Genomic DNA, 25,201 nt, shown 5'->3' on the forward strand with positions numbered 1-25,201 from the left:
GTGGGAGCTGGCTTGCCTGCGATGACGGTGGGCCAGTTGGCACATGTTGACCTGATGCACCGCTATCGCAGCATAGGTATCTACACATCTTTGTAGTGAGCGGGCTTGTCCCGCGCTGGGCTGCGAAGCCGCCCCAAACCAGGCGACCAGATTCTACCTGAAGCTCGGCGATGCCTTTATTGGGGCGGCTTCGCCACCCAGCGCGGGACAAGCCCGCTCACTACAGGGATACTTTTCAGTCGTTGAGAGTTGTGTAGATACCTATGGCTATCGCAGGCAAGCCAGCTCCCACAGGGTTAAGCATTTCAAAGTTGATTGAGTGGGATCTTCAAGTATGTCACCCCATTGCTCTCTGCCGGCGGCATATTCCCCGCCCGTACATTCACCTGAATCGCCGGCAACAATAACGTCGGCATCCCCAGCCCTGCATCGCGGGTCGTACGCATCTGCACAAACGCCGCTTCATCGATGCCGTCATGCACATGGATATTCCCCGCCCGCTGCTCCTTTACGGTGGTCCGGCACTTGGCCTCGCGCCCCTCTGGCGGGTAGTCATGGCATACATACAGCTCAGTTTCCAAAGGATAAGCCAGCAACTTGCGCATCGACGCATACAGCTGCTGCGCATCCCCACCCGGAAAATCACAGCGCGCCGTGCCCACGTCCGGCATGAATAGCGTGTCGCCCACCAGGATCAAGCGGTCGTCGATCAAATAGGCCATGTCCGCCGGCGTATGCCCCGGCACGTGCAGCGCCTGGGCCTTGATGTTGCCGATATGAAACACCTCATCCGGCGCAAACAAGTGATCGAACTGCGAGCCGTCCACGCGAAACTCCGGCTCCAGGTTGAACAGGTTCTTGAACACGTCCTGCACTTTGCTGATGGACTGGCCAATGGCGATCTTGCCGCCCAGCGTGCGCCGCAGGTAAGGCGCGGCGGACAGGTGATCGGCATGGGCGTGGGTTTCCAGCAGCCATTGCACCTGCAGCCGATGTTCGCGCACATAGGCGATCACCTTGTCGGCCTGGCGCGTGTCGGTGCGGCCCGACGCCGGGTCGTAATTGAGCACCGAGTCGACGATGGCACAGGGGCCATCATCGGCCTCGTGCAGCACGTAGGTGTAGGTCGACGATGCCTCGTCCAGAAAGGCTTGAATCAACGCGGGCATGGCGGCGGTCCTTGGTGGTGGATTGCGGCTTACATTCGAGATGTTTTCCACATAGGCTTGCGAGCTTAAGGGAAAAAAACGGTCCGAGGCAAAGGATCGACCTGTAACGGGACGTGACGCCACACGGCAACGCCCCTTGTGTGCATTGACGATAAAAGGCGATAGACCATGACCGAACAACACTGGGGCCCAACCATCAGTGGCGATATCGTCGTCATCGGCGGCGGCTCGGCGGGCATCGGCCTGCTGGCCAGCCTGCTCAAGCGCGACCCCGGACTGAATATCACCCTGATCGAACCCAACGAACACCACTATTATCAACCCGCCTGGACGTTGGTGGGCGGCGGCGCCTACGACGTGAAAAAGACCCGCCGTCCGCTGGCTGACGTGCTGCCCAATGGCGTCACCTGGGTGCAGGCCGCCGTCACCGAGGTGCTGCCGGACGAGCACACCCTGGTTCTCGACAGCGGCCAGCGCGTCAGTTGGCAAAACCTCATCGTTTGCCCAGGCCTGCGCCTGGCCTGGGAAAAGGTTGAAGGGCTGCAAGACACCCTTGGCCAAAATGGTGTCACCTCCAACTACAGCTACCAGCACGCCGCCTACACCTGGCAGTTGGTGCAGCAGCTCAAGGCCGGCAAGGCGATCTTCACGCAGCCGGCCATGCCGATCAAATGCGCCGGCGCGCCGCAAAAAGCCCTGTACCTGTCCTGCGATCACTGGCTCAGGCAGGGTGTTCTTAAAAATATCGACGTTGAATTCAACCTGGCCGGCGCCGCGCTGTTCGGCGTGGCGACCTTCGTGCCGCCGTTGATGAAATACGTGGAGAAATACAACGCGCGCCTGGCGTTCAATGCCAATCTGGTGAAAGTCGACGGCCCGGCCCGCAAGGCCTGGTTCGAGGTGAAGGACGCCGAGGGCAATGTCCGCGTCGAAGAAAAGTCCTTCGACCTGCTGCACGTGGTCCCACCGCAGGTATCCCCGGATTTCATCCGCCAAAGCCCCTTGGGCGACGCGGCCGGCTGGTGCGAAGTAAACCCCCACAGCCTGCAACATTTGCGCTACCCGCACGTCTTCGGCCTGGGGGACGTATGCGGCACCACCAATGCCAAGACCGCCGCCGCCGTGCGCAAGCAGATCGTGGTGGTTGCCGAAAACCTGCTGGCGCTGCGCAAGCAGGCGCCGCTGCCGCTCAAGTACGACGGCTACGGCTCCTGCCCGTTGACGGTGGAGAAGGGCAAGGTGGTGTTGGCCGAGTTCGGCTACGGCGGCAAGCTGCTGCCGACCTTTCCCCTGGACCCGACCCAGGCACGGCGGTCGATGTGGTTCCTCAAGGCCACCTTGCTGCCGTGGTTCTACTGGAACGGCATGCTCAAGGGCCGCGAGTGGCTGACCCGTCTGAGCAAGGTGGACTGAATGCTGCTGGCCGGTGTGTTGGGATTATTGATGGGCTTGGTCATGGGCCTGACCGGCGCGGGCGGCGGCATCCTTGGGGTGCCGGCGCTGGTGCTGGGTCTGGGCCTGAGCATGACCCAGGCCGCGCCGGTGTCGCTGCTCGCCGTTGGCGCGGCGGCAGCGGTGGGCGCGCTTGATGGTTTGCGCCATGGCCTGGTGCGCTACCGCGCCGCGTTGTTGATCGCGTTGCTCGGCGCCCTGTTTTCGCCGGTGGGGGTGTTTTTCGCCCACCAATTGCCGGAAGCCGTGCTGATGGGCCTGTTCAGCGCGTTGATGGTGCTGGTGGCGTTGCGCATGTTGCGGCGGGAAAAACGTGAAGCCGGGCCGAGTGACCATGGCACCGCATCCTGGGCCCAAAAGAACTGCATGCTCGACCAGCAGACCGGGCGCTTCGCCTGGACCGCCAAATGCAGCGCGACCCTGGCGGCCCTCGGCGCGGTGACGGGTGCGGTGTCGGGTTTGCTCGGCGTGGGCGGTGGTTTCCTGATTGTGCCGGCGTTCAAGCAACTCACCGATGTGCAGATGCGCGGCATTGTCGCCACGTCCCTGATGGTGATCAGCCTGCTTTCGCTCATCGGCGTGGCCGGCGCGTTCCATGCCGGCGTGCGCATCGAGCCGCTGGGCTGGGTGTTTATCGGCGCAAGCGTCGTCGGCATGCTGGCCGGGCGACGCCTGTGTTCGGTTATCCCCGCGCGCGCCTTGCAGGTGGGGTTTGCCAGTTTGTGTGTGGTAGTAGCGATAGGAATGTTATTTAACGCCTTGCGCTGAACCTGTGGGAGCGGGCTTGCTCGCGAAAGCGGTGGATCAGTCAGCTTAATTGTCACTGAAACACCGCTTTCGCGAGCAAGCCCGCTCCCACAGAGGCCGTCAGGCCTGCTCCAGCTGGGCCAGCCGTTCTTCAAGCGCTGCAATCCGCGCTTCCAGTTCTTCGATGCGGTCTGCCGAAACCCCGGCCCCGCGCTCGACGGGGCTGCCCCGCGCCGACAGGATCGCTTCGATATCGGCCGGATCCCCCAGCGCATGGGTATAACGATCTTCGCGCTGCCCCGCCTGACGTGGCACCAGCAACGCCAGCCCCCGCGCAATCAGGCGCTCCAGTTGATGCACCACCTGTTCGGCATCCTCGAAGTCGTGCATGCGCCCGCTGCGTGTCAACAGTTCATTGACGGTCTGTGGGCCGCGCAAAAACAGCAGCCCGGTGAGGATCACCTGGGCCGGCACCAACTCCAGTGCCTTGTCCACGCGATGCTCCCAGCGGTCGGCACGGCTGCCCATCACCAGGCGGGTAAAGCCTTGGCCCTCCAGCGCGCGCAGGCTCTGGCCCACCTGGCCCTGGCTCAGGTTCATCACCGGCTCGCGACTGGTCTTCTGGTTGCAGGCCAGCACCAGGGCATTGAGGGTCAAGGGGTAGGTTTCCGGATTGGTCGCCTGTTTTTCGATCAGGCAGCCCAGGACGCGAATTTCCGTGCTGTTCAGGCGCGGCTCAGGGGTGTCGGTGTCGTGCTCGGCGGTCATCGCGCTTTCCCTATGCAGTGAGCTGCTTAGCCTAAGCCGGAAAAAATAAAAGACAAGCGCCCGGCATGCCTATAATCGTCGCTGGTTCAAACCGTGCCATAAACCATGAGACTGCCATGACTATTTCCCTGTACGCCGCCTCCATCCCGGTCTTCAAGCAAATGCTCACCGCCCTGAGCGGTGTGTTGACCAAGGCCGAAGCCCACGCCACCGCCAAGAACATCGAGCCGAACGCCTTGCTGCAGGCGCGCCTGTTCCCCGACATGTTCCAACTGGTGCGCCAGGTGCAGATCGCCGTCGACTTCGCCAAGGGCGTGTCCGCGCGCCTGGCCGAGATCGAAGTGCCGAAATATGAAGACACCGAAGTCACCTTTGCCGACCTGCAAGCGCTGATCGCCAAGGTCCTGGCGTTCGTCGACACCATCGCGCCTGAGCAGATCGACGGCAAGGAAGGCATCGAGATCATCACTCGCCCAGGCACGCCAAAAGAGAAGCGCTTCAGCGGCCAGTCCTACCTGCTGACCTACGGCCTGCCGCAGTTCTTCTTCCACGTCACCACCGCTTACGCCTTGCTGCGTCACAACGGTGTGGAAGTGGGCAAGCGCGATTACATGGGCGCGTTCTAACCCCCCATAAAAAACCGGGGCGGTTCGTTCAAGAACCGCCCCGGTTTTTTTATGCGCGACGTTTAAGCCGGCTGTTCTTCCTTGCCCAGGCAAGCGGCCGCGGTGAACAGCACATCCGTGGACGAATTGAGCGCGGTTTCCGCCGAATCCTGCAACACGCCGATGATGAAGCCTACGGCCACCACCTGCATGGCGATTTCACTCGGAATGCCAAACAGGCTGCACGCCAATGGAATCAGCAGCAGCGAACCCCCCGCGACGCCCGACGCACCGCAGGCGCAGACGGCCGCGACCACGCTGAGCAGCACGGCGGTCGGCAGGTCGACGGCGATGCCCAGGGTGTGCACGGCAGCCAGGGTCAGTACGGTGATGGTGATGGCGGCGCCGGCCATGTTGATGGTGGCACCCAGCGGGATCGACACCGAGTAGGTGTCTTCATGCAGGCCCAGGCGTTTGCTCAACGCCAGGTTGACCGGAATGTTCGCCGCCGAGCTGCGGGTAAAGAATGCGGTGATCCCGCTTTCTCGCAGGCACAGCAGCACCAGCGGATAGGGGTTGCGGCGCAGCTTCCAGAACACGATGGCCGGGTTGACCACCAGCGCCACGAACAGCATGCAGCCGATCAGCACCACCAGCAGGTGAGCATAGCCGAGCAGGGCGCCGAAGCCGGAGGTGGCCAGGGTCGACGCGACCAGGCCGAAAATGCCCAGCGGTGCGAAGCGGATCACCACACGCACGATCAGCGTGACGCCGTTGGACAGGTCGTCGAGCACGGTGCGGGTGGTTTCGCCCGCATGGCGAATGGCAACCCCCATGCCGATGGCCCAGGCCAGGATGCCGATGAAATTGGCGTTCATCAGCGCGCTGATCGGGTTGTCCACCACGCTCAGCAGCAGACTTTGTAGCACTTCACCGATGCCGCCCGGCGCACTGACCGCCGTGTCATGGGTCGCCAGTACCAGCGAGGAGGGAAACCACATGCTGGCCACCACTGCCACGACGGCAGCGGCAAAGGTGCCCAGCAGGTACAGGAACAGGATCGGCTTGATATGGGTTTCCTGGCCATGCCTGTGGTTGGCGATCGATGCCATCACCAGCACAAACACCAGGATCGGTGCCACCGCCTTGAGCGCCGCGACAAATAACTTGCCGATAAACCCGGTGGCCTTGGCCGCCTCGGGCAGCAGCAAAGCCAAGAGGATGCCGGCGATCAAGCCGATGACGATTTGCGTGACCAGGCTGACGCGTGTCAGGCGCTGGAACAGGGAGGGGGCAGCAGTCATAAACAGTTGTCTCTGATTTTTTTAGTAGGACGCAGCATTGCAGGCAGAAAGCGCTGTAGGAAGCAGACGCGAAGTCTAGCATGCTGTAGGACGCTTCCTATTTCGTGCGGCATTCCGTCGCCAGCGCCCGTAAGGCTTCGCCAAGTGCCTGCTGGCCTCAGGGCAAGGTAGTGAACAACTCACGGCGCGCGCCTTCGGTAATCGCGACGATGCCGGGGTGCTTGACCTTGCGCTCTACCGAGATCGCGTAGAACGACTCGGTCACGGCAACGGTCTGGCCGATCAGCGCCACGCCGTACTGGCGCACCACCTCATCGGCGATCACGCTGGGGGCGATAAAGATCCCGCTGCCCGATTGGCCGAATGCCTGCATCAAGGCGCTGTCATCGAATTCGCCGATGATCTTCGGTTGAATCTGCTGCTCGGCAAACCAGCGCTGCAGGCGGCTGCGCACCACGGTTTCCGCGCCGGGAATCAACAAGGGCGCGCCGTGCAGGCACTGGGGGAATTCACCGCCGTAGGTGTCGGCCAAGGCCTGGGTGGCGAAAAAACTGATGCCGCATTCGCCCAGCTTCTGGCTGTAGCCCTTGATATCCAGGTGCGTCGGCATGGGGCTGTCGGAGATCACCAGGTCCAGGCGTTGGATCGCCAGGTCGGCCAGCAGGCGTTCCAGTTTGTCCTCGCGGCAAGTGATGCGGATTGGCTCGCTCAGCTCCATGGTCGGCGCGATCAGCCGGTAGACGATGGACTTGGGCACCACATCTGCCACCCCAACGCGGAACAGAATCTGTTGCTCATCGGGTTGCGCCCGCAGCATGGCTTCCAATTCATTGCCGGTCTGGAACATCTGCTCGGCATAGGGCAGGGCCTGGCGCCCGGCTTCGGTCAGTTCCAGCTGGCGACCGACGCGTTGAAACAGCGCGATACCAAAGGTCTGCTCCAGCAGGCTGATCTGCCCGCTGATGGTCTGGGGCGTGAGGTTGAGCTGCTCGCACGCGCGCACGATGCTGCCGGTCTTGGCTACCACCCAGAAGTAGTGCAGTTGTCGGTAATTGAGCATAACGGTCATTACTTCGTAAAAATCGAAGTATACGCTAGAAAAATACGAATTTTCCTGAACTGTCAGCCTGCCTAGAATGCCTCGCTATCGCGGGGCCACTATTTGGACCCAATGGTTCTAACGAGGAAATACATCATGAAACTCAATTCCCTGGGCGCGGCATCGCTGCTTGCGCTTTCATTGGTGGTGATCAGCGGTTGCGATCAGGTCGAAAAAAGCGCACAGCAAGTGCTGGGCAAGGCGACCGAATCGGCCAAGCAAGCGATCGATGACACCCAGAAGGCCGCCGAACAGGCATTGAGCGAAGCGACAAACGGCCTGATCAACCCGCAAAAAAAGGATGATCAGGAAGACGAAGCCTCAGAATCAAACAGTAAAGAAGCCTAATTTCCCGCACAACGTCAGGACTGACCTATGGACTACCTTTTACAACTGGCCGCCAGCCCCACCGCCTGGGTTGCCCTGGCGACCTTGATCGTCATGGAAATCGTGCTGGGCATCGATAACCTGATCTTTATCTCGATCCTTACCAACAAGCTGCCCGAGAAGCACCGGGCCAAGGCGCGACGCATCGGTATCAGCATGGCGTTGATTCTGCGCCTGGGCCTGTTGAGCACCATCGCGTTTATCGTGCAACTGACCACGCCGGTGTTCGAAGTGTTCGGCCAGGGTTTCTCGTGGAAGGACATGATCCTGATCGCCGGTGGCCTGTTCCTGGTGTGGAAGGCGACCACCGAGATCCATCACAGCATGGACCCGGAGCCTGAAGAGAAAGCCAGCGTCGGCAATACGGTTGCCATCGGCTTTGCGGCGGCCATCGGGCAGATCCTGTTGCTCGACCTCGTGTTCTCCATCGACAGCATCATTACCGCCGTGGGCATGACCGAGCACTTGCCGATCATGATCATTGCTGTGGTGACCTCGGTGATCGTGATGCTGGTGGCGGCCGAGCCGTTGGCCAAGTTTATCAACGACAACCCGACCGTGGTGATGCTGGCCCTGGGCTTCCTGATCATGATCGGCATGACGCTGATCGCCGAAGGCTTCGGCGCCCATGTGCCTAAAGGCTACGTGTATGCGGCCATGGCGTTCTCGGCGGCGATCGAGTGCCTGAACATCGCCCGGCGCAACCGCCACAAGCGTTTGCTTGCCGCTCGGCAGTAACCGCTGACAGCAAAAGGCCGGCTGCGCTCACAAGAGCACAGCCGGCCTTTTGCTGTCTGGTAGAATTCGCGCACTTGATAGCGTGAGGTCCTACATGAACGAGCCGATTCGTCTTACCCAATACAGCCACGGCGCGGGATGTGGCTGCAAGATTTCGCCCCAGGTATTGGAGGTGATCCTCGCCGGCAGCGGTGCGCAGAACCTCGACCCCAACCTGTGGGTGGGCAACGCCTCGCGCGACGATGCGGCGGTCTACGCCATTGACGACGAGCGCGGCGTAGTCTCCACCACTGACTTTTTCATGCCGATTGTCGATGACCCTTTCGACTTCGGGCGCATTGCCGCCACGAACGCCATCAGCGACATCTACGCCATGGGCGGCGACCCGTTGATGGCCATCGCCATTCTCGGCTGGCCGGTGAATGTGCTGGCGCCGGAAATTGCCCGGGAAGTGATCCGTGGCGGACGTTCGGTGTGCGACGAAGCCGGCATTCCCCTGGCGGGCGGCCATTCCATCGACGCGCCGGAACCGATCTTCGGGCTGGCCGTGACCGGCATCGTGCAAAAGCGTCACATGAAGCGCAACGACACGGCCACCGCTGGTTGCCGGCTGTACCTGACCAAGCCGATCGGCATCGGCATCCTCACCACCGCCGAGAAGAAGGGCAAGTTGCGTGAGGCCGACATCGGCCTGGCCCGCGACTGGATGTGTACCCTGAACAAGCCGGGCAGCCGTTTCGGCAAACTGGCGGGTGTCACGGCAATGACCGACGTGACCGGCTTCGGCCTGCTGGGCCATCTGGTGGAAATGGCTGACGGCAGCGGTGTGACGGCACGTATCGAATACGCAAAAGTCCCACGTCTGCCGGGGATCGAGGACTACCTGGACCAAGGCTGCATGCCGGGCGGGACCCTGCGCAACTTCGACAGTTACGCGAGCAAGGTCGGGCGCCTGCAGGAGTTGCACAAGCGCGTGCTGTGCGACCCGCAGACCAGCGGCGGGCTGTTGATCGCGGTCACCCCCGAAGGCGACGCCGAGTTCCACGCCGTGGCCGCCGAACTGGGGCTGACGCTTGAGCCTATCGGCGAACTGGTTGAGCGACAGACCCACGCGGTAGAGGTGTTTTGATGGCAACTGACATCACCGACTATCGCGACATCTTCCTCAATGACCGGCCGATGATGGATACCCGCGCGCCGGTCGAATTCGTCAAAGGCGCCTTCCCAGGCGTGGTCAACCTGCCCCTGATGACCGATGACGAGCGCCAGCGCGTCGGCACCTGCTACAAGCAGCAAGGGCAGCAGGCGGCAATCGTGCTGGGCCATGAGCTGGTGTCCGGGGCGGTCAAGGCCGAGCGCATCGAACAGTGGGCGCAGTTCGCCCAGGCCCATCCCGAGGGCTACCTGTATTGCTTTCGCGGCGGTTTGCGTTCGCAGATCGTGCAGCAATGGCTCAAGACCGAGGCGGGCATTGAGTACCCGCGTGTCGGCGGCGGCTACAAGGCCATGCGCGGCTTTTTGCTGGACACCGTCGAGCGCGCCGCCACCGAGTGTGATTTCGTGCTGCTGGGCGGCATGACCGGCACCGGCAAGACCGAAGTGCTCGGCCAGTTGCGCAACGCGCTGGATCTGGAAGGCCACGCCAACCATCGTGGTTCCAGCTTCGGCAAGCGTGCCACGGCGCAGCCGTCCAACATCGACTTCGAAAACCGCCTGTCGGTGGACCTGCTGAAAAAACGCGCGGCGGGTATCGAGCAGTTCGTGGTCGAGGACGAAAGCCGCATGATCGGCAGCTGTGCGCTGCCATTGCCGCTGCACAAGGGCATGCAGTCGTTCCCCATGGTGTGGTTGGAAGACAGCGTCGAAGGGCGGGTCGAGCGGATCCTGCGCGATTACGTTGTGGACCTGTGTGCGGAGTTCGTCCAGGTGTTTGGCGAGCAGGGCCAGGCCGTGTTTGCCGAACGGCTCACGCAGAGCCTGGCCAACATCCACAAGCGCCTGGGCGGTGAGCGTTTCCAGCGGTTGCAGGCGGTCATGCAGAACGCCCTGGCCGAACAGGCGCGCAGCGGTGCGGTGGATTTGCACCGGGTATGGATCGAAGGGTTATTGCGCGAGTATTACGACCCGATGTATGCGTTCCAGCGCGAAAGCAAAGGCGCGCGCATCGAGTTTGCAGGGGAGCAGGGTGCGGTGGTGGAGTATTTGCGCGATAGGAATAAGGGGTGATATTCAAGGGCCTCTTCGCGAGCAAGCCCGCTCCCACAATTTGACCGTGTTCCTACAGGATAAACGCGGTCGAGTGTGGGAGCGGGCTTGCTCGCGAAGGCGCCATCTGCCCCAAAAAACAGCTAAAGGACCACCGCCCCGATCAACCCGCACACCACCCCCACCAACATCGTCAACCCCGCCACCGTCACCAGCACCCGCGCATCAAAGTCCTTGCGCAGCATCAACAGCGACGGCAGGCTCACGCTCGGCAGTGTCATCAGCAGGGCCACGGCCGGGCCGGCGCCCATGCCCAAGGTCATCATGGTTTGTACGATGGGGATCTCCGCCGCCGTAGGAATCACGAACAGCGTGCCGACAATGGCCAGCGGCACCAGCCAGACCAGGCTGTTGGCCATGGCGCCATCCACATGGGGGAACAGCCAGACCCGCGCCGCGCCCAGGATCAGCACCGCCAGGATGTAAATCGGGATCGTGCTCCAGAACAGTTGCCACAGGGTGCGCAGCCAGCGGCTCAGGAACGGTTGCGACTCGACGATGCTGGCCTCGGTGACGGCCTCCAGTGCGGCTTCCGGCACTTGCTCGGGGCGCGCGATGCGTTGTGCCACCAGCGACACGCCCACCACCAGCACGATACCCGCCACCAACCGCAACGCGGTAAAGCCCCAGCCCAGCACAAAGCCCATGAACACCAGGGTGGCCGGGTTCAATACCGGGTTGGCGATCCAGAAAGCCAGCGCCGCGCCCACCGACACCTGCTGGCGCCGCATACCCGCCGCCACCGGGGCCGCGCAGCAACTGCACATCATTCCCGGCAAGGCGAACAGCCCGCCGCGCAGGGTCGAGCCCAGCCCGGCACGCCCGAACAGACGCAGCAACCAGTCACGGGGGATCAGCACCTGCAGCAGCGAACCGAGGATCACCGCCAACACCGCGGCTTTCCAGATCGCCAGGAAATACACCTGCGCATAGGCCAGCGCCGCCGTCAGGGGCGAGCTTTGTTGATCATTGAGGATCGAGGCGCCGATGCTGTGGTTGTCGGCGGCGACAAAGGCCTTGAGGTAGTAGGGCGACCACTTCACATAGTAGAGGCCGACGCAGGCGACCAGCAGGAACAGTGCCGGTTTCCACCAGAAGGACCAGCCCCGGTTGGGCTGGGAGGACATGAGGTCGGGCATGGTGATGATCCGCAGATGAGTCGATAGCGGCGCATCATACGCTGTCAGCTATCGGCACTCACCTGTGTTGGTTCCGGGCAGCTTTCGTCGCCGTCGTTCAAGCCTTGCTTGTAGTTGCGGCTGAGCAGTGAGGCCTTGCCGTTGTGCCAAGTCAATGTCAGCACGTACAAGGTGTCGTAGTCGCTGCCGGACCAATCGTCGGTGATGGTGTGCTTTTCGCCTGACGCTTCGCTGGCCACCTTGTTGATCAATTCCGGCAGGTAGCCGTGGGACCAGGCGGTGTAGATCGTGGCGTTGTGGTACTTGTCTTCCACCAACTCGTCGGCGAGGGCGCTGGTGTCGTTGGCGGAAAACTTGATGTTCACCGGCAGGCCGAGTTTGATGGCGCTGGGGCTGATGGTCATCAGTGGGCGAATGTAGCTGTAGGAATTGTCCAGCTCGCCTTCTTCCACATTACGCGTCGGGTTGGCGGCAAATACGAAATCGGCATTGCCGAATTTTTCCGGCAGCAGGGTGGCCAGGTTCATCGCGCGGTTGAGGCCCTGGCAGTTGAGCTGCCCCAGGCCGCCGGCGGGTTTCTCACCGTGGCGCAGGAATATCAGGGTTTGCACGCCGTCGACTTGTTCGGCGCGGCTGGTGCGCGACTCCAGGGTCAGGCCGATAGCGCCGCCTGCCAGTAGCAGCGGCAACATGATGTATGAATATCGTTTCAGGCGCAGCGCAAGGCTCAGGGGTTTGAGGGTCATTGTTATCGCGTCTTCAGTGCATCGGATTAAGGCGGACAAGCCCGGCCCCAGTGACGCATCCGGCGTCCTGCGGTGTTCCCTGTCGATGTAGCGCGTCGTCTCCATTCACCATTGAGCGCACTTAAGAGTGCGCGAGGGCCTATTGGTTCGCCCACGCAGGACTTTAGCCGGCACTTGTTGCGTATTGATGACCCAAGCAGGACGCGCGGCAGATGACTATCATGGGGACTTTCCACCGAGGTCCCTGCGATGAACCCACTTGCCGCGTTCCCGATCCACAGCAAATGGCCCGCCCGGTATCCCGAGCGGTTGCAACTGTACTCGCTGCCGACCCCCAACGGGGTAAAAGTATCGATCATGCTCGAAGAACTGGGCCTGCCCTACGAGGCACACAAGGTCAGCTTCGAGACCCAGGACCAGTTGTCCACCGAATTCCTGTCGCTGAACCCCAACAACAAGATCCCGGCGATCATCGACCCCAATGGCCCCGGCGGCCAGCCGCTGGCGCTGTTCGAGTCCGGCGCGATCCTAATCTACCTGGCGGAGAAAACCAGCCAGTTGCTGTCCGAAGACCCGGCGAGCCGCTATGAGACGCTTCAATGGCTGATGTTCCAGATGGGCGGTATCGGGCCGATGTTCGGCCAGCTGGGTTTTTTCAACAAATTTGCCGGCAAGGCCTACGAAGACAAACGCCCCCGTGACCGCTACGCCGCCGAATCCCGACGTCTGCTGGGCGTGCTGGAAAAGCGCCTGCTGGGCCGCACCTGGATCATGGGCGACGATTACAGCATCGCCGACATCGCCACCTTTCCTTGGATCCGCAACCTGATCGGTTTCTACGAATCCGGTGACCTGGTAGGCATCGCCGATTTCCCCAATGTACTGCGTGCGCTGGACGGTTTCGCCGCACGGCCGACGGTGATCCGTGGCCTGACGATTCCGAGCTGAAGCATGCCGACTTTCGATTTCAAACAGCTGGACGTATTCAGCAGCGTACCGCTCAAGGGCAATCCGTTGGCGGTGGTGTTCGGCGCCGACAGCCTGACCGACCAGCAGATGGCGGACTTCGCCAACTGGACCAACCTCAGTGAAACCACGTTTTTGCTGACACCGCGTGATCCCAGGGCTGACTACAGGGTGCGCATTTTCACCACCCAGACGGAACTGCCGTTTGCCGGGCATCCGACGCTGGGCAGTTGCCACGCCTGGCTGCAGGCAGGCGGCATCGCCAAAGGCGAGGAAATCATCCAGGAGTGCGAGATTGGCTTGGTGCGTATCCGGCGCCAGGGCGATGAGCTGGCGTTTATCGCGCCGCCGTTGTTGCGCTCAGGCCCGGTCGAAGCGCCTGTGCTGGAACGCGTGCGCCTGGCCTTGGGCCTGGCTCCCGAAGAGATTCTGCGCAGCCAATGGGTCGATAATGGCGCGGGCTGGCTGGCCGTGATGTTGGCCGATCGTCGCCAGGTCCTGTCTTTACAACCCGATTACTCGCAACTGGCGGGATTGGCGGTAGGTGTGATCGCGCCATGCGACCCCGCTCGGGACCACGTGGATGCGCAATTTGAAGTTCGTGCCTTCATCGCCGGCGACGGCGCCCAGGAGGACCCGGCCACCGGTAGCCTGAACGCTGGTGTGGCGCAATGGCTGCTGGCCGAAGGCCTGGCGCCGGAGTGCTATGTGGTCAGCCAGGGCACGGCTCTGGGCCGGGCAGGGCGCATCCGGGTCGAACGCCAGGGCGAAGACATCTGGGTGGGCGGCGCGGTGGCGGTGTGCATCGAGGGGCGTCTACGGCTCTAGATCAATGAATTGTTACGGGCCGCGCAATACACTGTTGGGCCCTCCGGGTTTGTGTTGCCGGTGCCTGGGGGCATAAGCTTCGTCCCAAAGTTTTGACCTTTATCCAGGAAAGCCATGACCAGCCAGTTCCCCCAAGCCCGTCCACGCCGCCTGCGCCGCTCCCCGGAGCTGCGTGGCCTGTTCCAGGAAAGCGAGTTCACCCTTAACGACCTGGTGTTGCCGATTTTTGTCGAAGAAGAAATCGACGACTTCGTGCCGATCACCAGCATGCCAGGCGTGCAGCGCATCCCGGAAAAGAAGCTGGCCGCCGAGATCGAGCGTTATGCGCGTGCCGGCATCAAGTCGGTGATGACCTTTGGTGTGTCCCACCACCTGGACGCCAGCGGCAGCGACACCTGGAAAGAGCGCGGCCTGGTCTCGCGCATGTCCTCGACCATCAAGGACGCCGTGCCGGAAATGATCGTGATGTCCGATACCTGCTTCTGTGAATACACCGATCATGGCCACTGCGGTGTGATGCACGGTGCCCATGTCGATAACGATGCGACCTTGGTCAACCTCGGCAGGCAAGCCGTGGCCGCCGCCCGCGCCGGTGCCGACGTGATCGCCCCTTCGGCGGCGATGGACGGCCAGGTCCAGGCGATCCGCCGCGCCCTGGATGAGGCGGGGTTCACCCATATCCCGATCATGGCGTACTCCACCAAATTCGCCTCGGCGCTCTACGGCCCGTTCCGCGAAGCCGGCGGCAGCGCGCTCAAGGGCGACCGCAAAAGCTACCAGATGAACCCGATGAACCGCCGCGAAGCCGTGCGCGAATCGCTGCTGGACGAACAGGAAGGCGCGGACGCGCTGATGGTCAAGCCGGCGGGGGCCTACCTCGACATCATCCGCGATATTCGCGAAGCCTCGCGCCTGCCGGTGGCGGCGTATCAGGTCAGCGGTGAGTACGCGATGATCAAGTTCGGCGCCCAGGCCGGGGCGATTGATGAAGACCGTGTGGTGCGCGAAACGTTGGGCTCGATCAAGCGTGCGGGTGCGGACCTGATCTTCACCTACTTTGCGATGGACTTGGCGCTGGCCGGGATCTGACGCGCACCGCAAATCAACTGTGGGAGCAGGCTTGCCTGCGATAGCATCACCTCGGTATCACTGAAAAGACCGAGGTGCCTGTATCGCAGGCAAGCCAGCTCCCACATTTACCTGCATCGTTTGTGAGGTAGTATTCCAGCTCCGCTGCCCAGGAAGCTTTGCATGTCTTCGTCCCATCTATCCCTTTTACTTTTCTCGTTATTGGTCCTGGCCGGTTGCTCCACAACGCGCAATCCGCAGCAGCCGGAGCGCAGCGAGGCCGAGGTGAAGGCCCAGATCGTGCGCCTGCTGCCCGCCAAGGTGCCGGACCGCAATGGTTGGGCCCAGGACATCTACACCGCCTTCGACACTCAGAAAATCTACCCCAGCACCGAGAATATCTGCGCCGTGCTGGCGGTGACCGAGCAGGAGTCCACTTTCCAGGTGGACCCGCCCGTGCCGAACATGGGCAAGATTGCCCAGGACGAGATCCTGCGCCGTGCCGGCAAAATCCACGTGCCGGCGTTTGTTGTGCGTAGCGCACTTCAGTTGCGCTCGCCCACCGGCAAGACGTACGCCGACCGCTTGAGTGCAGCACGCACGGAAAGGGACCTGAGCGGCATCTTCGATGACTTCATCAGCATGGTGCCGTTGGGCAACACCCTGTTTGGCGGTTTCAACCCGGTGCATACCGCCGGCCCGATGCAGGTCAGCATCGACTTTGCGCAGAAACAGGCACGGGGTTATCCCTACACGGTAGACGGCACTATTCGCCGCGAAGTGTTCACCCGCCGTGGCGGCATGTACTTCGGTATCGCGCATTTGCTCGGCTACCCGGTGAACTACGACCAACCGCTGTATCGCTTCGCCGACTTCAATGCCGGGTGGTACGCCAGCCGCAATGCCGCGTTCCAGGCCGCCGTCAGCCGCGCATCGGGCACCGAGCTGGCGCTGGATGGGGATTTGATCCGCTACGGTTCATTGCTGCCCGGCACCACTGAACTGGCGGTGCGTTCCCTCGGCCCCAAGCTGGATATGCGCAACCCGAGTATCCGCAGCCAATTGGAACAGGGCGAGCAACCGGATTTTGAAGAGACCACCCTCTACAAGCGTGTATTTGCACTCGCCGACAAAGCTGCCGGCAAGCCGATGCCGCGGGCGATCCTGCCGGGCATCGTGCTCAAGAGCCCCAAGATCACCCGCAACCTCACCACGGCGTGGTTTGCCAAGCGCGTGGATGAACGGTATCAGCGCTGTATGAAGCGCTGAGTGGGTAAAGCGGTTCTAGAGGATTACTGCAGGGCATTGCGAGGGATTTGCGTGGTTGATGGTGATGGCTGCAGCCTGGGGGCTGGAGTACACCTCGATTCCGATTCCAAGGAAGAACTCGCCATGATCGCCCACGCCGTTCCCGAAGGTTTTGTCTCATTGCCCCGCAGCAGTCCCCTGCTTGATCTGCTGGGCCCGGCGTATTGCCGGGGCGAAGGCCTGCATCTGGAAATTGGCCTGCGCGCCGACAATCGCCATGCCAACGGCCGCGGTACGGTGCACGGCGGCGTATTGGCGACCCTGGCGGATGTCGGCATGGGCTACGCGATGGCGTTTTCCAGTGAGCCGCCGTTACCGTTGATTACCGCAAGCATGACCTTGGATTACCTGGGGGCAGTGCAGGTCGGGGAATGGATTGTAGTGCGGCTGGAACATCACAAGCGCGGGCGGCAGATGGCGTTTGCCACGGTGAGTGTGCAAGTGGGGGATAAGGTAGTGGTGCGGGCGAGTGCGGTGTTTGCCGTGCCGCGCAGTAGCTAGCGATAGAGATCATATGTGGGGCTTGCTCGCGAATGCGGTCTGTCAGTAACAGATGCTCTGACTGATACACCGCATTCGCGAGCAAGCCCGCTCCCACATGTGATCTGCGTTTTTCCAGGAATACCGCGAAAAGAAAAGGCCCGTTTTTCGTGGAACGAGCCTCCTCCCTGTTGCTCTTTGAATCAACTGCGTTCGAGGGCGAGGGCTACGCCTTGGCCACCGCCGATGCACAGTGTGGCCAGGCCTTTCTTGGCGTCGCGCCTGATCATTTCATGCAGCAGGGTCACCAGCACGCGGCAGCCTGAAGCGCCGATGGGGTGGCCGATGGCGATGGCGCCGCCGTTGACGTTGACCTTCTCGGCGTCCCATTCCAGCTCTTTGCCCACCGCCAGGGATTGCGCGGCGAAGGCTTCGTTGGCTTCGATCAGGTCCAGGTCACCCAGGCTCCAACCGGCTTTGTCCAGGCAGCGGCGGGTGGCCGAGACCGGGCCGATGCCCATGATGGCTGGGTCGACGCCGGCATTGGCGTAGCTGGCGATGCGTGCCAGAACAGGCAGGCCCAGGGCCTTGGCTTTGTCGGCGCTCATCAATAGCACCGCCGCAGCGCCGTCGTTGAGGCTTGAGGCGTTGCCCGCGGTCACGCTGCCGTCTTTCTTGAACGCCGGTTTGAGCTTGGCCAGGGATTCGGCGGTGGTGCCGGCGCGTGGCTGCTCATCCACGACGAAGGCCACCGGGTCGCCTTTGCGCTGGGGAATCAGGATCGGCGTAATCTCGTCAACGAAACGGCCCGCCTCGATAGCGGTGATCGCTTTCTGCTGGGAGGCCGCGGCGAATGCGTCCTGCGCTTCACGGCTGATGCCGTACTTGTCCACCAGGTTCTCGGCGGTGATCCCCATGTGGTAATCGTTGAACGCGTCCCACAGGCCGTCGGTGATCATGCTGTCGACCATCTTGGCGTGGCCCATGCGCAAACCGGTGCGCGCGGCGGGTAATACGTAGGGGGCCAGGCTCATGTTTTCCATGCCGCCGGCGATGACTACCTCGGCATCGCCGCAACGAATGGCCTGGGCGCCCAGGTGCAGCGCCTTGAGGCCCGAGCCGCAGACCTTGTTCAAGGTCAGGCTGGGCACGGCGTGGGGCAGGCCGGCCAGGATGGAGGCCTGGCGCGCCGGGTTCTGGCCGCTGCCGGCGGTAAGGACCTGGCCGAGGATCACTTCATCGACCTGGGCCGGGTCCAGGCCGGTCTGTTCCAAGAGGCGACGGATCACCGCGGCGCCCAGTTCCGGCGCCGGAATATTCGCCAGCGAACCCTGGAAGCTGCCCACGGCGGTGCGGGTGGCAGCGACAATCACGACGTCTTGCATGAATTCTGTCCTCACTCGAAATGCATTTCTGGAACGTGGTCCGGGACGATCAGTTTACCGGCGGTCTTGCTCACAATCTCTTCAACGCTGACGCCAGGTGCGCGCTCCTTGAGGACAAAAGCGCCATTTTCGATTTCCAGGTACGCCAAGTCCGTCAGCACACGCTTGATGCAGTTCGCACCGGTCAACGGCAGGCTGCAGTGGCTGAGCAGCTTGGACTGACCGTCCTTGGACGCATGGGTCATGATCACGATGATGTTTTCCGCACCAGCCACCAGGTCCATGGCGCCGCCCATGCCCTTCACCAGCTTGCCGGGGATCATCCACGAGGCGATGTTGCCGTGCACGTCCACTTCAAACGCGCCCAGCACGGTAAGGTCGACGTGGCCGCCGCGAATCATCGCGAAGGACTCGGCGGAAGAGAAGATCGAGGCGCCGATCCGTGCGGTGACGGTTTGCTTGCCGGCGTTGATCATGTCGGCATCGATGGTGTCTTCGGTCGGAAAAGGTCCCATGCCGAGCAGGCCGTTTTCCGATTGCAGCATGACTTCCATGCCGTCGGGAATGTAGTTGGCCACCAGGGTCGGAATGCCGATGCCGAGATTGACGTAGAAACCGTCCTGCATTTCGCGGGCGACGCGCTGTGCCATTTGTTCGCGGGTAAGAGCCATTGTGCTGTTCCTCTTATTATGTGCGCTGGATTATTTGCGGACGGTGCGCTGTTCGATGCGCTTCTCGAAGGTGCCGCAGATGATCCGGTCGACGTAGATGCCAGGGGTGTGGATCTGCGCCGGGTCGAGCTCGCCCGGTTCGACGATTTCCTCGACTTCGACCACGGTGATCTTGCCGGCAGTGGCGGCCAGCGGGTTGAAGTTCTGGGCGGTGTGACGGTAGATGACGTTGCCGAAGTGATCGGCTTTCCAGCCTTTGACGATGGCGAAGTCGCCGGTGATGGACTCTTCCATCAAATAGGGGCGACCGTTGAATTCGCGGGTTTCCTTGCCTTCGGCAACCGGAGTGCCGACGCCGGTGGCGGTAAAGAACGCCGGGATGCCGGCGCCGCCTGCGCGCATTTTTTCGGCCAGGGTGCCTTGGGGCGTCAGCACCACTTCGATCTCGCCGCTGAGCAATTGCTTCTCGAACAGGGCATTCTCACCCACGTAGGAAGCGATGACCTTGCGGATCTGCTTTTCTTCCAGCAGCACGCCCAGGCCGAAACCATCAACGCCGCAGTTGTTGGAAACCACTGTCAGGTCGCGGGTGCCTTTGCGCTTGATCTCGTTGATCAGGTTTTCTGGAATGCCGCACAGACCAAAACCGCCCGCGAGCACGGTCATGCCATCTTCCAGGCCTGCCAGGGCTTCTTCATAGGACGCCACGCGTTTATCGAAACCTGCCATATGCACCTCTTTTATTGTTTGTCGGCCAGCAATGAACCGAGTGTTGCTCCGACGGATTGATTTGTTAAGTTGTTTTTTAAGGTTGATTGATTTAAAAAACAGCATAGTTAGCCCGTCGCCGGAGCACCGCCATGACTGTGAAACAAATGCGCGCTTTTCTCGCCGTGGCCCAGAGCCTGAGTTTTGCCGCCGCATGCGAGCGCCTGCACCTTTCCCAATCTGCGCTGAGCCTGACGATCAAGGGCCTGGAAGAAGGGCTGGGCGGGCGCCTGTTCAGCCGTAACACGCGAAACGTAGCGCTGACCCCTGAAGGAGAATCCCTGCTGCCCCTGGCACGCCGCCTGATTGCCGACTGGGACAACGCCGAAGACGAGTTGCGCCAGCGCTTCACCCTGCAACGCGGGCGCGTCACCGTCGCGGCGATGCCGTCGTTTGCGGGCAACTTGCTGCCGCCGATCCTGAAGATATTCCGTGCGCGTTACCCGCAGGTGAATGTCACCGTGCACGACTTGATCAACGAGCAAGTGCTGGAGATGGTGCGCGATCGGCAGGTGGAACTGGGCGTGGCGTTCGAGCCCTCTGAAGGTTCATCGCTGGCGTTTACGCCGCTGTACCTGGACCGCTTTATTGCGGTCGTGCCGGGGGACTCGCCCCTGGCGCACTGTGCCGAGGTCGATTGGAAAACCTTGCTGGAACAACCATTCATCACCTTGCAGCGGCCGTCCACGGTGCGGGTCATGCTGGAGGAACACTTGGGTGCCTTGCAGATGAAGCTGCCGGTGGCCCTGGAAAGCCATCAACTGGCAACGGTAGGCAAGATGGTTGCCTGCGGCCTTGGTGTCAGCGCCGTACCTGCGTTGTGCGCGCGACAGATGGAAGAGGCGGGTGCTCATTGCATCACCTTGAACGGTCCGGTGATCCAGCGGCCGATTGGTGTGCTGACCAAGCCGGGGCACGAATTGTCGGCGGCAGCGCAGGCGTTGTTTGATATCTTCCAGGATGAAGCGGCACAGGGCCGGTTTCCAACTTTTTAAGCTCGCCAAAAAGTGTGGGAGCTGGCAAGCCAGCTCCCACATTTACTGTCGTGCGTTGCTTAGTAGTAGCGGTCGATCACTTTAACTTGCGAGCTGTCCTTAAAAGATGCCCAGGCGTTGTTAAGTGTGTCGAAGACGTGCTCTATGAAGTTACGATCGGCAGCCGCCTTCTTGCCGACATAACCCTGGCCTCGGCGGTACATCTTCAGACGCGCCGCCAGCTCACGGTTATTACGGTCAAACTCGGCTTCTTCGGTGTGGGGCGCCAGGCAGTCAAGTTGGACTTCGCCCGATTTGCCAACCCACAGGATATGGTCGTCGAGTGTGTCTTTCTGCGCTGCGAACATCTCAGCCAATTCATCGATAGTTGGTTGGTTGTTCAGATTCATGTGTAAGCCCCTTGACCAGTTGGCGATCTATCAATTGATTCGTTAAAACTGCTTAGTTGTCTCCGGTTCCGAAAACCGGGCGTCAGCGACGGTCTGCCGAATACGGGCAGGGTCTTGAACCTGATGCATGTAGTCTTGCTGATGAACTGCTACGCAATGCTTTCATAACGAAGACAAGCAGCATTCGAGCTCCTTGTACCGATCCTTTCAGGACGGTCAGCTTCATCAATCCGCCTTGTGGGCAGTGCACATCCGGATAAAACAGCTCGGCGGTCAGACGAGCTCTTTCAAAACGCTTGTTGCCAACGCTCCCGATCCGGGAGACGTCTAGATCATGCAAGGACTAAAAGGTTACGTCAACAAGTATGTAGTGATTATTTTCGGTCACTACATAATTTGGCGTGGGGACGGGAGGGTGCGTAAAAAGGTGACTTGGGCGTCATTTTTTGGAGTGCTCGGTCGTAGCGCCGGGGTAGCCCATTCGGCACAAAACCCCACATTGGATGTGTGTTGTTGCGCTATACGAGCCGGGCAGCAAGCAGCGGCAACAGCTGCTCGCAGGAGGCCTCGATCTTCACCTGCAACAACTCATCCCCGCGGGTCTTGCCCAGGTTGATGGCCATCACCGGCTTGCCTTGCTCGGCCATCGCCTTGCACAAGCGAAACGCCGAATAGGCCATCAGCGACGAGCCCACCACCAGCAAGCCCTGCGCATTTTCCACCGCCGCCATCGCCCGGGCCGCTGTCGCGGGCGCTACGTTCTCACCAAAAAACACCACATCCGGCTTCAGGCGCTCGCCATCGCAATGGGGGCAGCGGGGGACCCGGAAGTGTTCTTCAAAGGCGGGGTCGAGCAAGGTGTCGCCGTCCGGCGCCTGCACCGCCTGGACTTTCACCATGTGAGGGTTGTCGATTTCCAGCTGTCGCTGGACTGCATCGCGCGCGCTGCGCGACTGGCAATCCAGGCACAGCACGCGGTGCAGGCTGCCGTGCAGTTCGATCACGTCATGGCTACCGGCTTGATCATGCAGGGTGTCGACGTTCTGCGTGATCAAAGCGCTGATACGCTCGCGTTGCTGCAACGTCGCCAGCGCCAGGTGTGCCTGGTTCGGCTGCGCAACGCGGACCCTCGGCCACCCCAGCATCGCCCGCGCCCAATAACGGCGCCGCGCCTGCGCAGTGGCAAGGAACTCCTGATACATCATCGGCGCCTTGCCACGACGCACGCCTTCGCTGTCACGGTAATCGGGAATCCCCGACGACGTGCTGATCCCCGCGCCGGTCAGCACCAGAAAGCGCCGTTCGGCCATGGCCCGGTGCAGGGTGTCGAGGTGTTGCTCCTGATGTTCCAGCGTGTCGAGCATGGTTTCCCCTATTCGCCGCGAATGTACTGCTCCAGCTGTTTGATCAGGTCAGCCTGTTCGGCAATGGCCTCCTTGACCAGGTCACCGATGGACAGCAGGCCAAGCAGCTTGCCGTCTTCGACCACCGGCAGGTGGCGCAAGTGACTGTCGGTCATGATGTTCATGCATTCATCGACAGTTTTACGGGTATCGACAGTGATCACCGGAGAACTCATCACGTCATCGACCCGCGTGGTCACCGACGACAACCCCTTGAGGATGAGTTTACGTGCGTAATCACGTTCGCTGATGATCCCGACCACCACGCCGTCCTTGACGACCGGCAAGGCCCCGACGTTTTTCTCCGACATCCGGACCAGCGCTTCAAACACGGTGTGGTCCCATTGGATGGTGTGGACGTCCTGGTTTTTCTGGTCCTTGGCTTTGAGTACTTGTGCAACGGTTTTCATGTCGGCCACTCCGGTGTTGTTGTTAGAAGCTCAGCGGGTCCCTACAGAATCCTAGACGGCCCACGCCGCGGCAAGGTCCAAAGCGGCGTTAAACCCGTCGAAAAACGTCATTCGCCGTATTTTTTCGGTGTTTACCCGGCATTTGACGGTTTTTTCGCGCGCTTGGGGCTGGCTGCGGTCTTGCGTGGCGCACTCTTGCGCTTCTTTTTCCACGGTGTGGCGCCTCGACCCGCCGGGCTGGCCGGACCGGTGATGGTCATGCGCATGCCATTGCAGCGGGCCACTTGCTTGCTCATCCAGGCAGCCTGCTTGGCGACGAACTCTTCCAGGCTCATCTCACCGCTTTGCACCATGTCCAGCGCCTGTTCCCAAATGGCGGTGGTGCCAGGGTCTGCAATGGCCCGTGGCACCGCATCGATCAGGCTGAACGCTGCCGGCGTGGCCGACAGCGCCTTGCCGTTTTTCACCAGGTAACCACGGTCGAGCAGGCCCTGGATGATTCCGGCGCGGGTGGCCTCGGTGCCGATGCCAGTGGTGTCCTTGAGTTTCTGTTTGAGCAGCGGGTCTTGCACCAGCTTGGCGACGTTTTTCATCGCCTTGATCAGGTCGCCTTCGGTAAAGGGCTTTGGCGGTTGGGTCCACAGGTCCTTAAGGTTGACCTTGGCCACCGCATAACCCTGGCCCTGCACCAGCATCGGCAGGGCCTGCGGTGCCGGTGCTTCACGGCCCTTGATGGGCGCCAGAGCCTCGGGCAAGGCGCGCTTCCAGCCCGGTTCGATAACCACTTTACCGACCGCGCGCAAGGCTTGGCCCGCGCAATCGAAATCCGCCTGGGTGCGATCGTATTCATGGTTGGGCAGGAACTGCGCCAGGTAGCGTGCGCGAATCAATGTATAGACCGCGCGGTGTTTGCCGGTGAGTTGGCCGACGTCTTTGCCGGCCCCGGTGGGGATGATGCCGTGGTGAGCGCTGACCTTGGCGTCGTTCCAGGCCCGGGAGCGGCGCTGGGGATCGATATACGGCATCAGGTCGGCAACCGCCGTATCTGCGCGGCCCAGCGCGGCGAGAATCTTCGGCGCCTCGGTGTGCTGGCTCACGGGCAAGTAGCCGCAGTCACTGCGCGGGTAGGTGATGACCTTGTGGGTTTCGTAGAGGGATTGGGCAATGTCGAGGGTTTCCTGGGCCCCGAGGCCGAGTTTCCTGGAGCAGATTTCCTGCAGCGTGCCCAGGTCGAAGGGCAGGGGCGCCACTTCGCGCATGCGCTCGGTTCGCAACTTCACCAGCTGCGCGGTAGCAGCGTTTTCCATGGCCATAGCGGCGTCCCGCGCCATTTGCGGGTTGAGACAACGACCCTGGTCATCACAGGCGTCTTCTGCCGCACGCCATTGAGCGGTAAAAGTCATGCGCTCATGGCGCAGGTCGACATCGATGGCCCAGTAAGCCACCGGCACAAAATCGGCGATGCTGCGGTCGCGGTCCACCACCAGCCGCAAGGTCGGCGTTTGGACGCGGCCCACCGGCAGCACACCTTGATAGCCGGATTGACGCCCGAGCAGGGTAAACAGGCGGCTCATGTTCATGCCGATCAGCCAGTCGGCGCGGGAGCGGCCCAACGCCGAATGATACAGGCTGAAGGTCTCGGCCCCTGGCTTGAGCGCCGCCAAGGCCTTACGGATGGAGGCATCGTCCAGTGCCGACAGCCACAGCCGCTGGATCGGCCCTCGGTAGCGGCAATGCTCCACCAGCTCGCGCGCGATCATCTCGCCTTCACGGTCGGCGTCGGTGGCGATCACCAGCTCCTGGGCTTCCCCCAGCAGTCGCTTGACCGCCTTGAACTGGCTGGCGGTCTTGGGCTTGACCAGCATCTTCCATTTGTCCGGGACGATCGGCAGGTCGGCCAGCACCCAGCGTTTGTACTTGGCGTCGTAGGCATCCGGCGGAGCGGTTTCCAGCAGGTGGCCGATGCACCAGGTGACTGTGACGCCATTGCCCAGCCAGCAGCCATCGCCCCGGCGGCTGGCGCCGAGCACGGCCGCGATATCCTTGGCCTGGGAGGGTTTTTCACAGAGGTACAGCCGCATGGTCGTCACATCAGATCGGGGTTGATGCTG

At 61.8% G+C, this 25,201-nt stretch carries 26 protein-coding genes; 13 read left to right on the plus strand and 13 right to left on the minus strand.

Annotated features, from left to right (window positions below):
* Positions 1 to 305 precede the first annotated feature (305 nt).
* Positions 306 to 1,169, minus strand: coding sequence for an MBL fold metallo-hydrolase (locus H0Z09_RS10075; RefSeq protein WP_186690140.1), 864 nt, complete (start codon positions 1,167 to 1,169; stop codon positions 306 to 308).
* Between the two features lie 168 nt (positions 1,170 to 1,337).
* Between H0Z09_RS10075 and H0Z09_RS10080 the strand changes: the two genes are divergently transcribed.
* Together H0Z09_RS10080 and H0Z09_RS10085 are read left to right on the plus strand one after the other, a co-directional pair.
* Positions 1,338 to 2,582, plus strand: a complete 1,245-nt coding sequence (locus H0Z09_RS10080; protein ID WP_186690142.1) for an FAD/NAD(P)-binding oxidoreductase — start codon at positions 1,338 to 1,340, stop codon at positions 2,580 to 2,582.
* Complete coding sequence (locus H0Z09_RS10085) at positions 2,583 to 3,389, plus strand: sulfite exporter TauE/SafE family protein (RefSeq protein ID WP_186690144.1); 807 nt, start codon at positions 2,583 to 2,585, stop codon at positions 3,387 to 3,389.
* 99 nt (positions 3,390 to 3,488) lie between these two features.
* On the opposite strand, the gene H0Z09_RS10090 is transcribed toward H0Z09_RS10085, so the two are convergent.
* The gene (locus H0Z09_RS10090) at positions 3,489 to 4,136 is read right to left on the minus strand and encodes a DUF480 domain-containing protein (RefSeq protein WP_186690146.1); all 648 of its coding nucleotides are present in this window, start codon (positions 4,134 to 4,136) and stop codon (positions 3,489 to 3,491) included.
* 116 nt (positions 4,137 to 4,252) lie between these two features.
* Between H0Z09_RS10090 and H0Z09_RS10095 the strand changes: the two genes are divergently transcribed.
* Positions 4,253 to 4,762: a DUF1993 domain-containing protein gene (locus tag H0Z09_RS10095; protein WP_186690148.1), complete on the plus strand. Its 510-nt coding sequence runs from the start codon at positions 4,253 to 4,255 to the stop codon at positions 4,760 to 4,762.
* A gap of 62 nt (positions 4,763 to 4,824) precedes the next feature.
* Here the strand turns inward: H0Z09_RS10095 and sstT are convergent, their stop codons facing one another.
* Together sstT and nhaR are read right to left on the minus strand one after the other, a co-directional pair.
* Positions 4,825 to 6,045: a serine/threonine transporter SstT gene (sstT, locus tag H0Z09_RS10100; RefSeq protein ID WP_186690150.1), complete on the minus strand. Its 1,221-nt coding sequence runs from the start codon at positions 6,043 to 6,045 to the stop codon at positions 4,825 to 4,827.
* Between the two features lie 157 nt (positions 6,046 to 6,202).
* Complete coding sequence (gene nhaR, locus H0Z09_RS10105) at positions 6,203 to 7,105, minus strand: transcriptional activator NhaR (RefSeq protein WP_186690152.1); 903 nt, start codon at positions 7,103 to 7,105, stop codon at positions 6,203 to 6,205.
* A gap of 135 nt (positions 7,106 to 7,240) precedes the next feature.
* Between nhaR and H0Z09_RS10110 the strand changes: the two genes are divergently transcribed.
* The 4 genes from H0Z09_RS10110 to mnmH all read left to right on the plus strand — a co-directional run bounded on the left by H0Z09_RS10110 (position 7,241) and on the right by mnmH (position 10,495).
* On the plus strand, positions 7,241 to 7,492 hold the full coding sequence (locus H0Z09_RS10110; protein WP_186690154.1) for a hypothetical protein: 252 nt from the start codon (positions 7,241 to 7,243) through the stop codon (positions 7,490 to 7,492).
* Positions 7,493 to 7,519: 27 nt separating this feature from the next.
* On the plus strand, positions 7,520 to 8,269 hold the full coding sequence (locus H0Z09_RS10115) for a TerC family protein (RefSeq protein WP_064055477.1): 750 nt from the start codon (positions 7,520 to 7,522) through the stop codon (positions 8,267 to 8,269).
* A 94-nt stretch (positions 8,270 to 8,363) separates the two neighbouring features.
* Entirely contained in the window at positions 8,364 to 9,398 is a 1,035-nt protein-coding gene (gene selD / locus H0Z09_RS10120; protein ID WP_186690156.1) for a selenide, water dikinase SelD, read from the plus strand.
* Positions 9,398 to 10,495 carry a tRNA 2-selenouridine(34) synthase MnmH gene (mnmH, locus tag H0Z09_RS10125; RefSeq protein ID WP_186690158.1) on the plus strand — a complete coding sequence of 366 codons (1,098 nt, stop codon included), beginning with the start codon at positions 9,398 to 9,400 and terminating at the stop codon, positions 10,493 to 10,495. The genes selD and mnmH overlap by 1 nt, the downstream gene beginning before the upstream one ends.
* A 122-nt stretch (positions 10,496 to 10,617) precedes the next feature.
* Here mnmH and H0Z09_RS10130 read toward each other — a convergent pair whose 3' ends face one another.
* Both H0Z09_RS10130 and H0Z09_RS10135 read right to left on the minus strand, forming a co-directional pair.
* Complete coding sequence (locus tag H0Z09_RS10130; protein WP_186690160.1) at positions 10,618 to 11,673, minus strand: permease; 1,056 nt, start codon at positions 11,671 to 11,673, stop codon at positions 10,618 to 10,620.
* A 44-nt stretch (positions 11,674 to 11,717) separates the two neighbouring features.
* A complete protein-coding gene (locus tag H0Z09_RS10135; RefSeq protein WP_076955109.1) occupies positions 11,718 to 12,419 on the minus strand; it encodes a histidine phosphatase family protein in 702 nt (233 codons plus the stop codon).
* Positions 12,420 to 12,668: 249 nt separating this feature from the next.
* Here H0Z09_RS10135 and H0Z09_RS10140 point away from each other — a divergent pair, with 249 nt between their 5' ends.
* The 5 genes from H0Z09_RS10140 (at position 12,669) to H0Z09_RS10160 (ending at position 17,090) form a co-directional block, all read left to right on the plus strand.
* Positions 12,669 to 13,367, plus strand: a complete 699-nt coding sequence (locus H0Z09_RS10140; RefSeq protein ID WP_186690162.1) for a glutathione S-transferase N-terminal domain-containing protein — start codon at positions 12,669 to 12,671, stop codon at positions 13,365 to 13,367.
* Positions 13,368 to 13,370: 3 nt separating this feature from the next.
* Complete coding sequence (locus H0Z09_RS10145; RefSeq protein WP_186690164.1) at positions 13,371 to 14,213, plus strand: PhzF family phenazine biosynthesis protein; 843 nt, start codon at positions 13,371 to 13,373, stop codon at positions 14,211 to 14,213.
* Positions 14,214 to 14,327: 114 nt separating this feature from the next.
* Positions 14,328 to 15,302, plus strand: a complete 975-nt coding sequence (gene hemB / locus H0Z09_RS10150) for a porphobilinogen synthase (protein ID WP_076955112.1) — start codon at positions 14,328 to 14,330, stop codon at positions 15,300 to 15,302.
* Positions 15,303 to 15,464: 162 nt separating this feature from the next.
* The gene (locus H0Z09_RS10155) at positions 15,465 to 16,550 is read left to right on the plus strand and encodes a DUF1615 domain-containing protein (RefSeq protein ID WP_186690165.1); all 1,086 of its coding nucleotides are present in this window, start codon (positions 15,465 to 15,467) and stop codon (positions 16,548 to 16,550) included.
* A 123-nt stretch (positions 16,551 to 16,673) separates the two neighbouring features.
* Positions 16,674 to 17,090: a PaaI family thioesterase gene (locus H0Z09_RS10160; protein ID WP_186690167.1), complete on the plus strand. Its 417-nt coding sequence runs from the start codon at positions 16,674 to 16,676 to the stop codon at positions 17,088 to 17,090.
* 182 nt (positions 17,091 to 17,272) lie between these two features.
* On the opposite strand, the gene H0Z09_RS10165 is transcribed toward H0Z09_RS10160, so the two are convergent.
* Genes H0Z09_RS10165 through H0Z09_RS10175 form a run of 3 tightly spaced genes read right to left on the minus strand, consistent with a single transcriptional unit; the run spans position 17,273 to position 19,854 of the window.
* A complete protein-coding gene (locus H0Z09_RS10165) occupies positions 17,273 to 18,454 on the minus strand; it encodes an acetyl-CoA C-acetyltransferase (RefSeq protein ID WP_186690169.1) in 1,182 nt (393 codons plus the stop codon).
* 11 nt (positions 18,455 to 18,465) lie between these two features.
* On the minus strand, positions 18,466 to 19,125 hold the full coding sequence (locus tag H0Z09_RS10170) for a CoA transferase subunit B (RefSeq protein WP_186690171.1): 660 nt from the start codon (positions 19,123 to 19,125) through the stop codon (positions 18,466 to 18,468).
* 30 nt (positions 19,126 to 19,155) lie between these two features.
* A complete protein-coding gene (locus H0Z09_RS10175) occupies positions 19,156 to 19,854 on the minus strand; it encodes a CoA transferase subunit A (RefSeq protein WP_076955117.1) in 699 nt (232 codons plus the stop codon).
* Between the two features lie 131 nt (positions 19,855 to 19,985).
* Here H0Z09_RS10175 and H0Z09_RS10180 point away from each other — a divergent pair, with 131 nt between their 5' ends.
* Positions 19,986 to 20,888 carry a LysR family transcriptional regulator gene (locus H0Z09_RS10180; protein ID WP_076955118.1) on the plus strand — a complete coding sequence of 301 codons (903 nt, stop codon included), beginning with the start codon at positions 19,986 to 19,988 and terminating at the stop codon, positions 20,886 to 20,888.
* A 59-nt stretch (positions 20,889 to 20,947) separates the two neighbouring features.
* Here the strand turns inward: H0Z09_RS10180 and H0Z09_RS10185 are convergent, their stop codons facing one another.
* From H0Z09_RS10185 to H0Z09_RS10200, 4 genes are all read right to left on the minus strand, one after another.
* Complete coding sequence (locus H0Z09_RS10185; RefSeq protein ID WP_186690173.1) at positions 20,948 to 21,277, minus strand: hypothetical protein; 330 nt, start codon at positions 21,275 to 21,277, stop codon at positions 20,948 to 20,950.
* A 518-nt stretch (positions 21,278 to 21,795) separates the two neighbouring features.
* The gene (locus tag H0Z09_RS10190) at positions 21,796 to 22,641 is read right to left on the minus strand and encodes an NAD-dependent protein deacetylase (RefSeq protein ID WP_186690175.1); all 846 of its coding nucleotides are present in this window, start codon (positions 22,639 to 22,641) and stop codon (positions 21,796 to 21,798) included.
* Positions 22,642 to 22,649: 8 nt separating this feature from the next.
* Positions 22,650 to 23,090, minus strand: a complete 441-nt coding sequence (locus tag H0Z09_RS10195; RefSeq protein WP_076955121.1) for a CBS domain-containing protein — start codon at positions 23,088 to 23,090, stop codon at positions 22,650 to 22,652.
* Positions 23,091 to 23,221: 131 nt separating this feature from the next.
* Positions 23,222 to 25,171, minus strand: a complete 1,950-nt coding sequence (locus tag H0Z09_RS10200; protein WP_186690177.1) for a DNA topoisomerase III — start codon at positions 25,169 to 25,171, stop codon at positions 23,222 to 23,224.
* Positions 25,172 to 25,201: the final 30 nt, after the last annotated feature.

The sequence above is a fragment of the Pseudomonas sp. SWRI18 genome, from assembly GCF_014268345.1.
Taxonomy (GTDB): Bacteria; Pseudomonadota; Gammaproteobacteria; order Pseudomonadales; family Pseudomonadaceae; genus Aquipseudomonas; species Aquipseudomonas cedrina.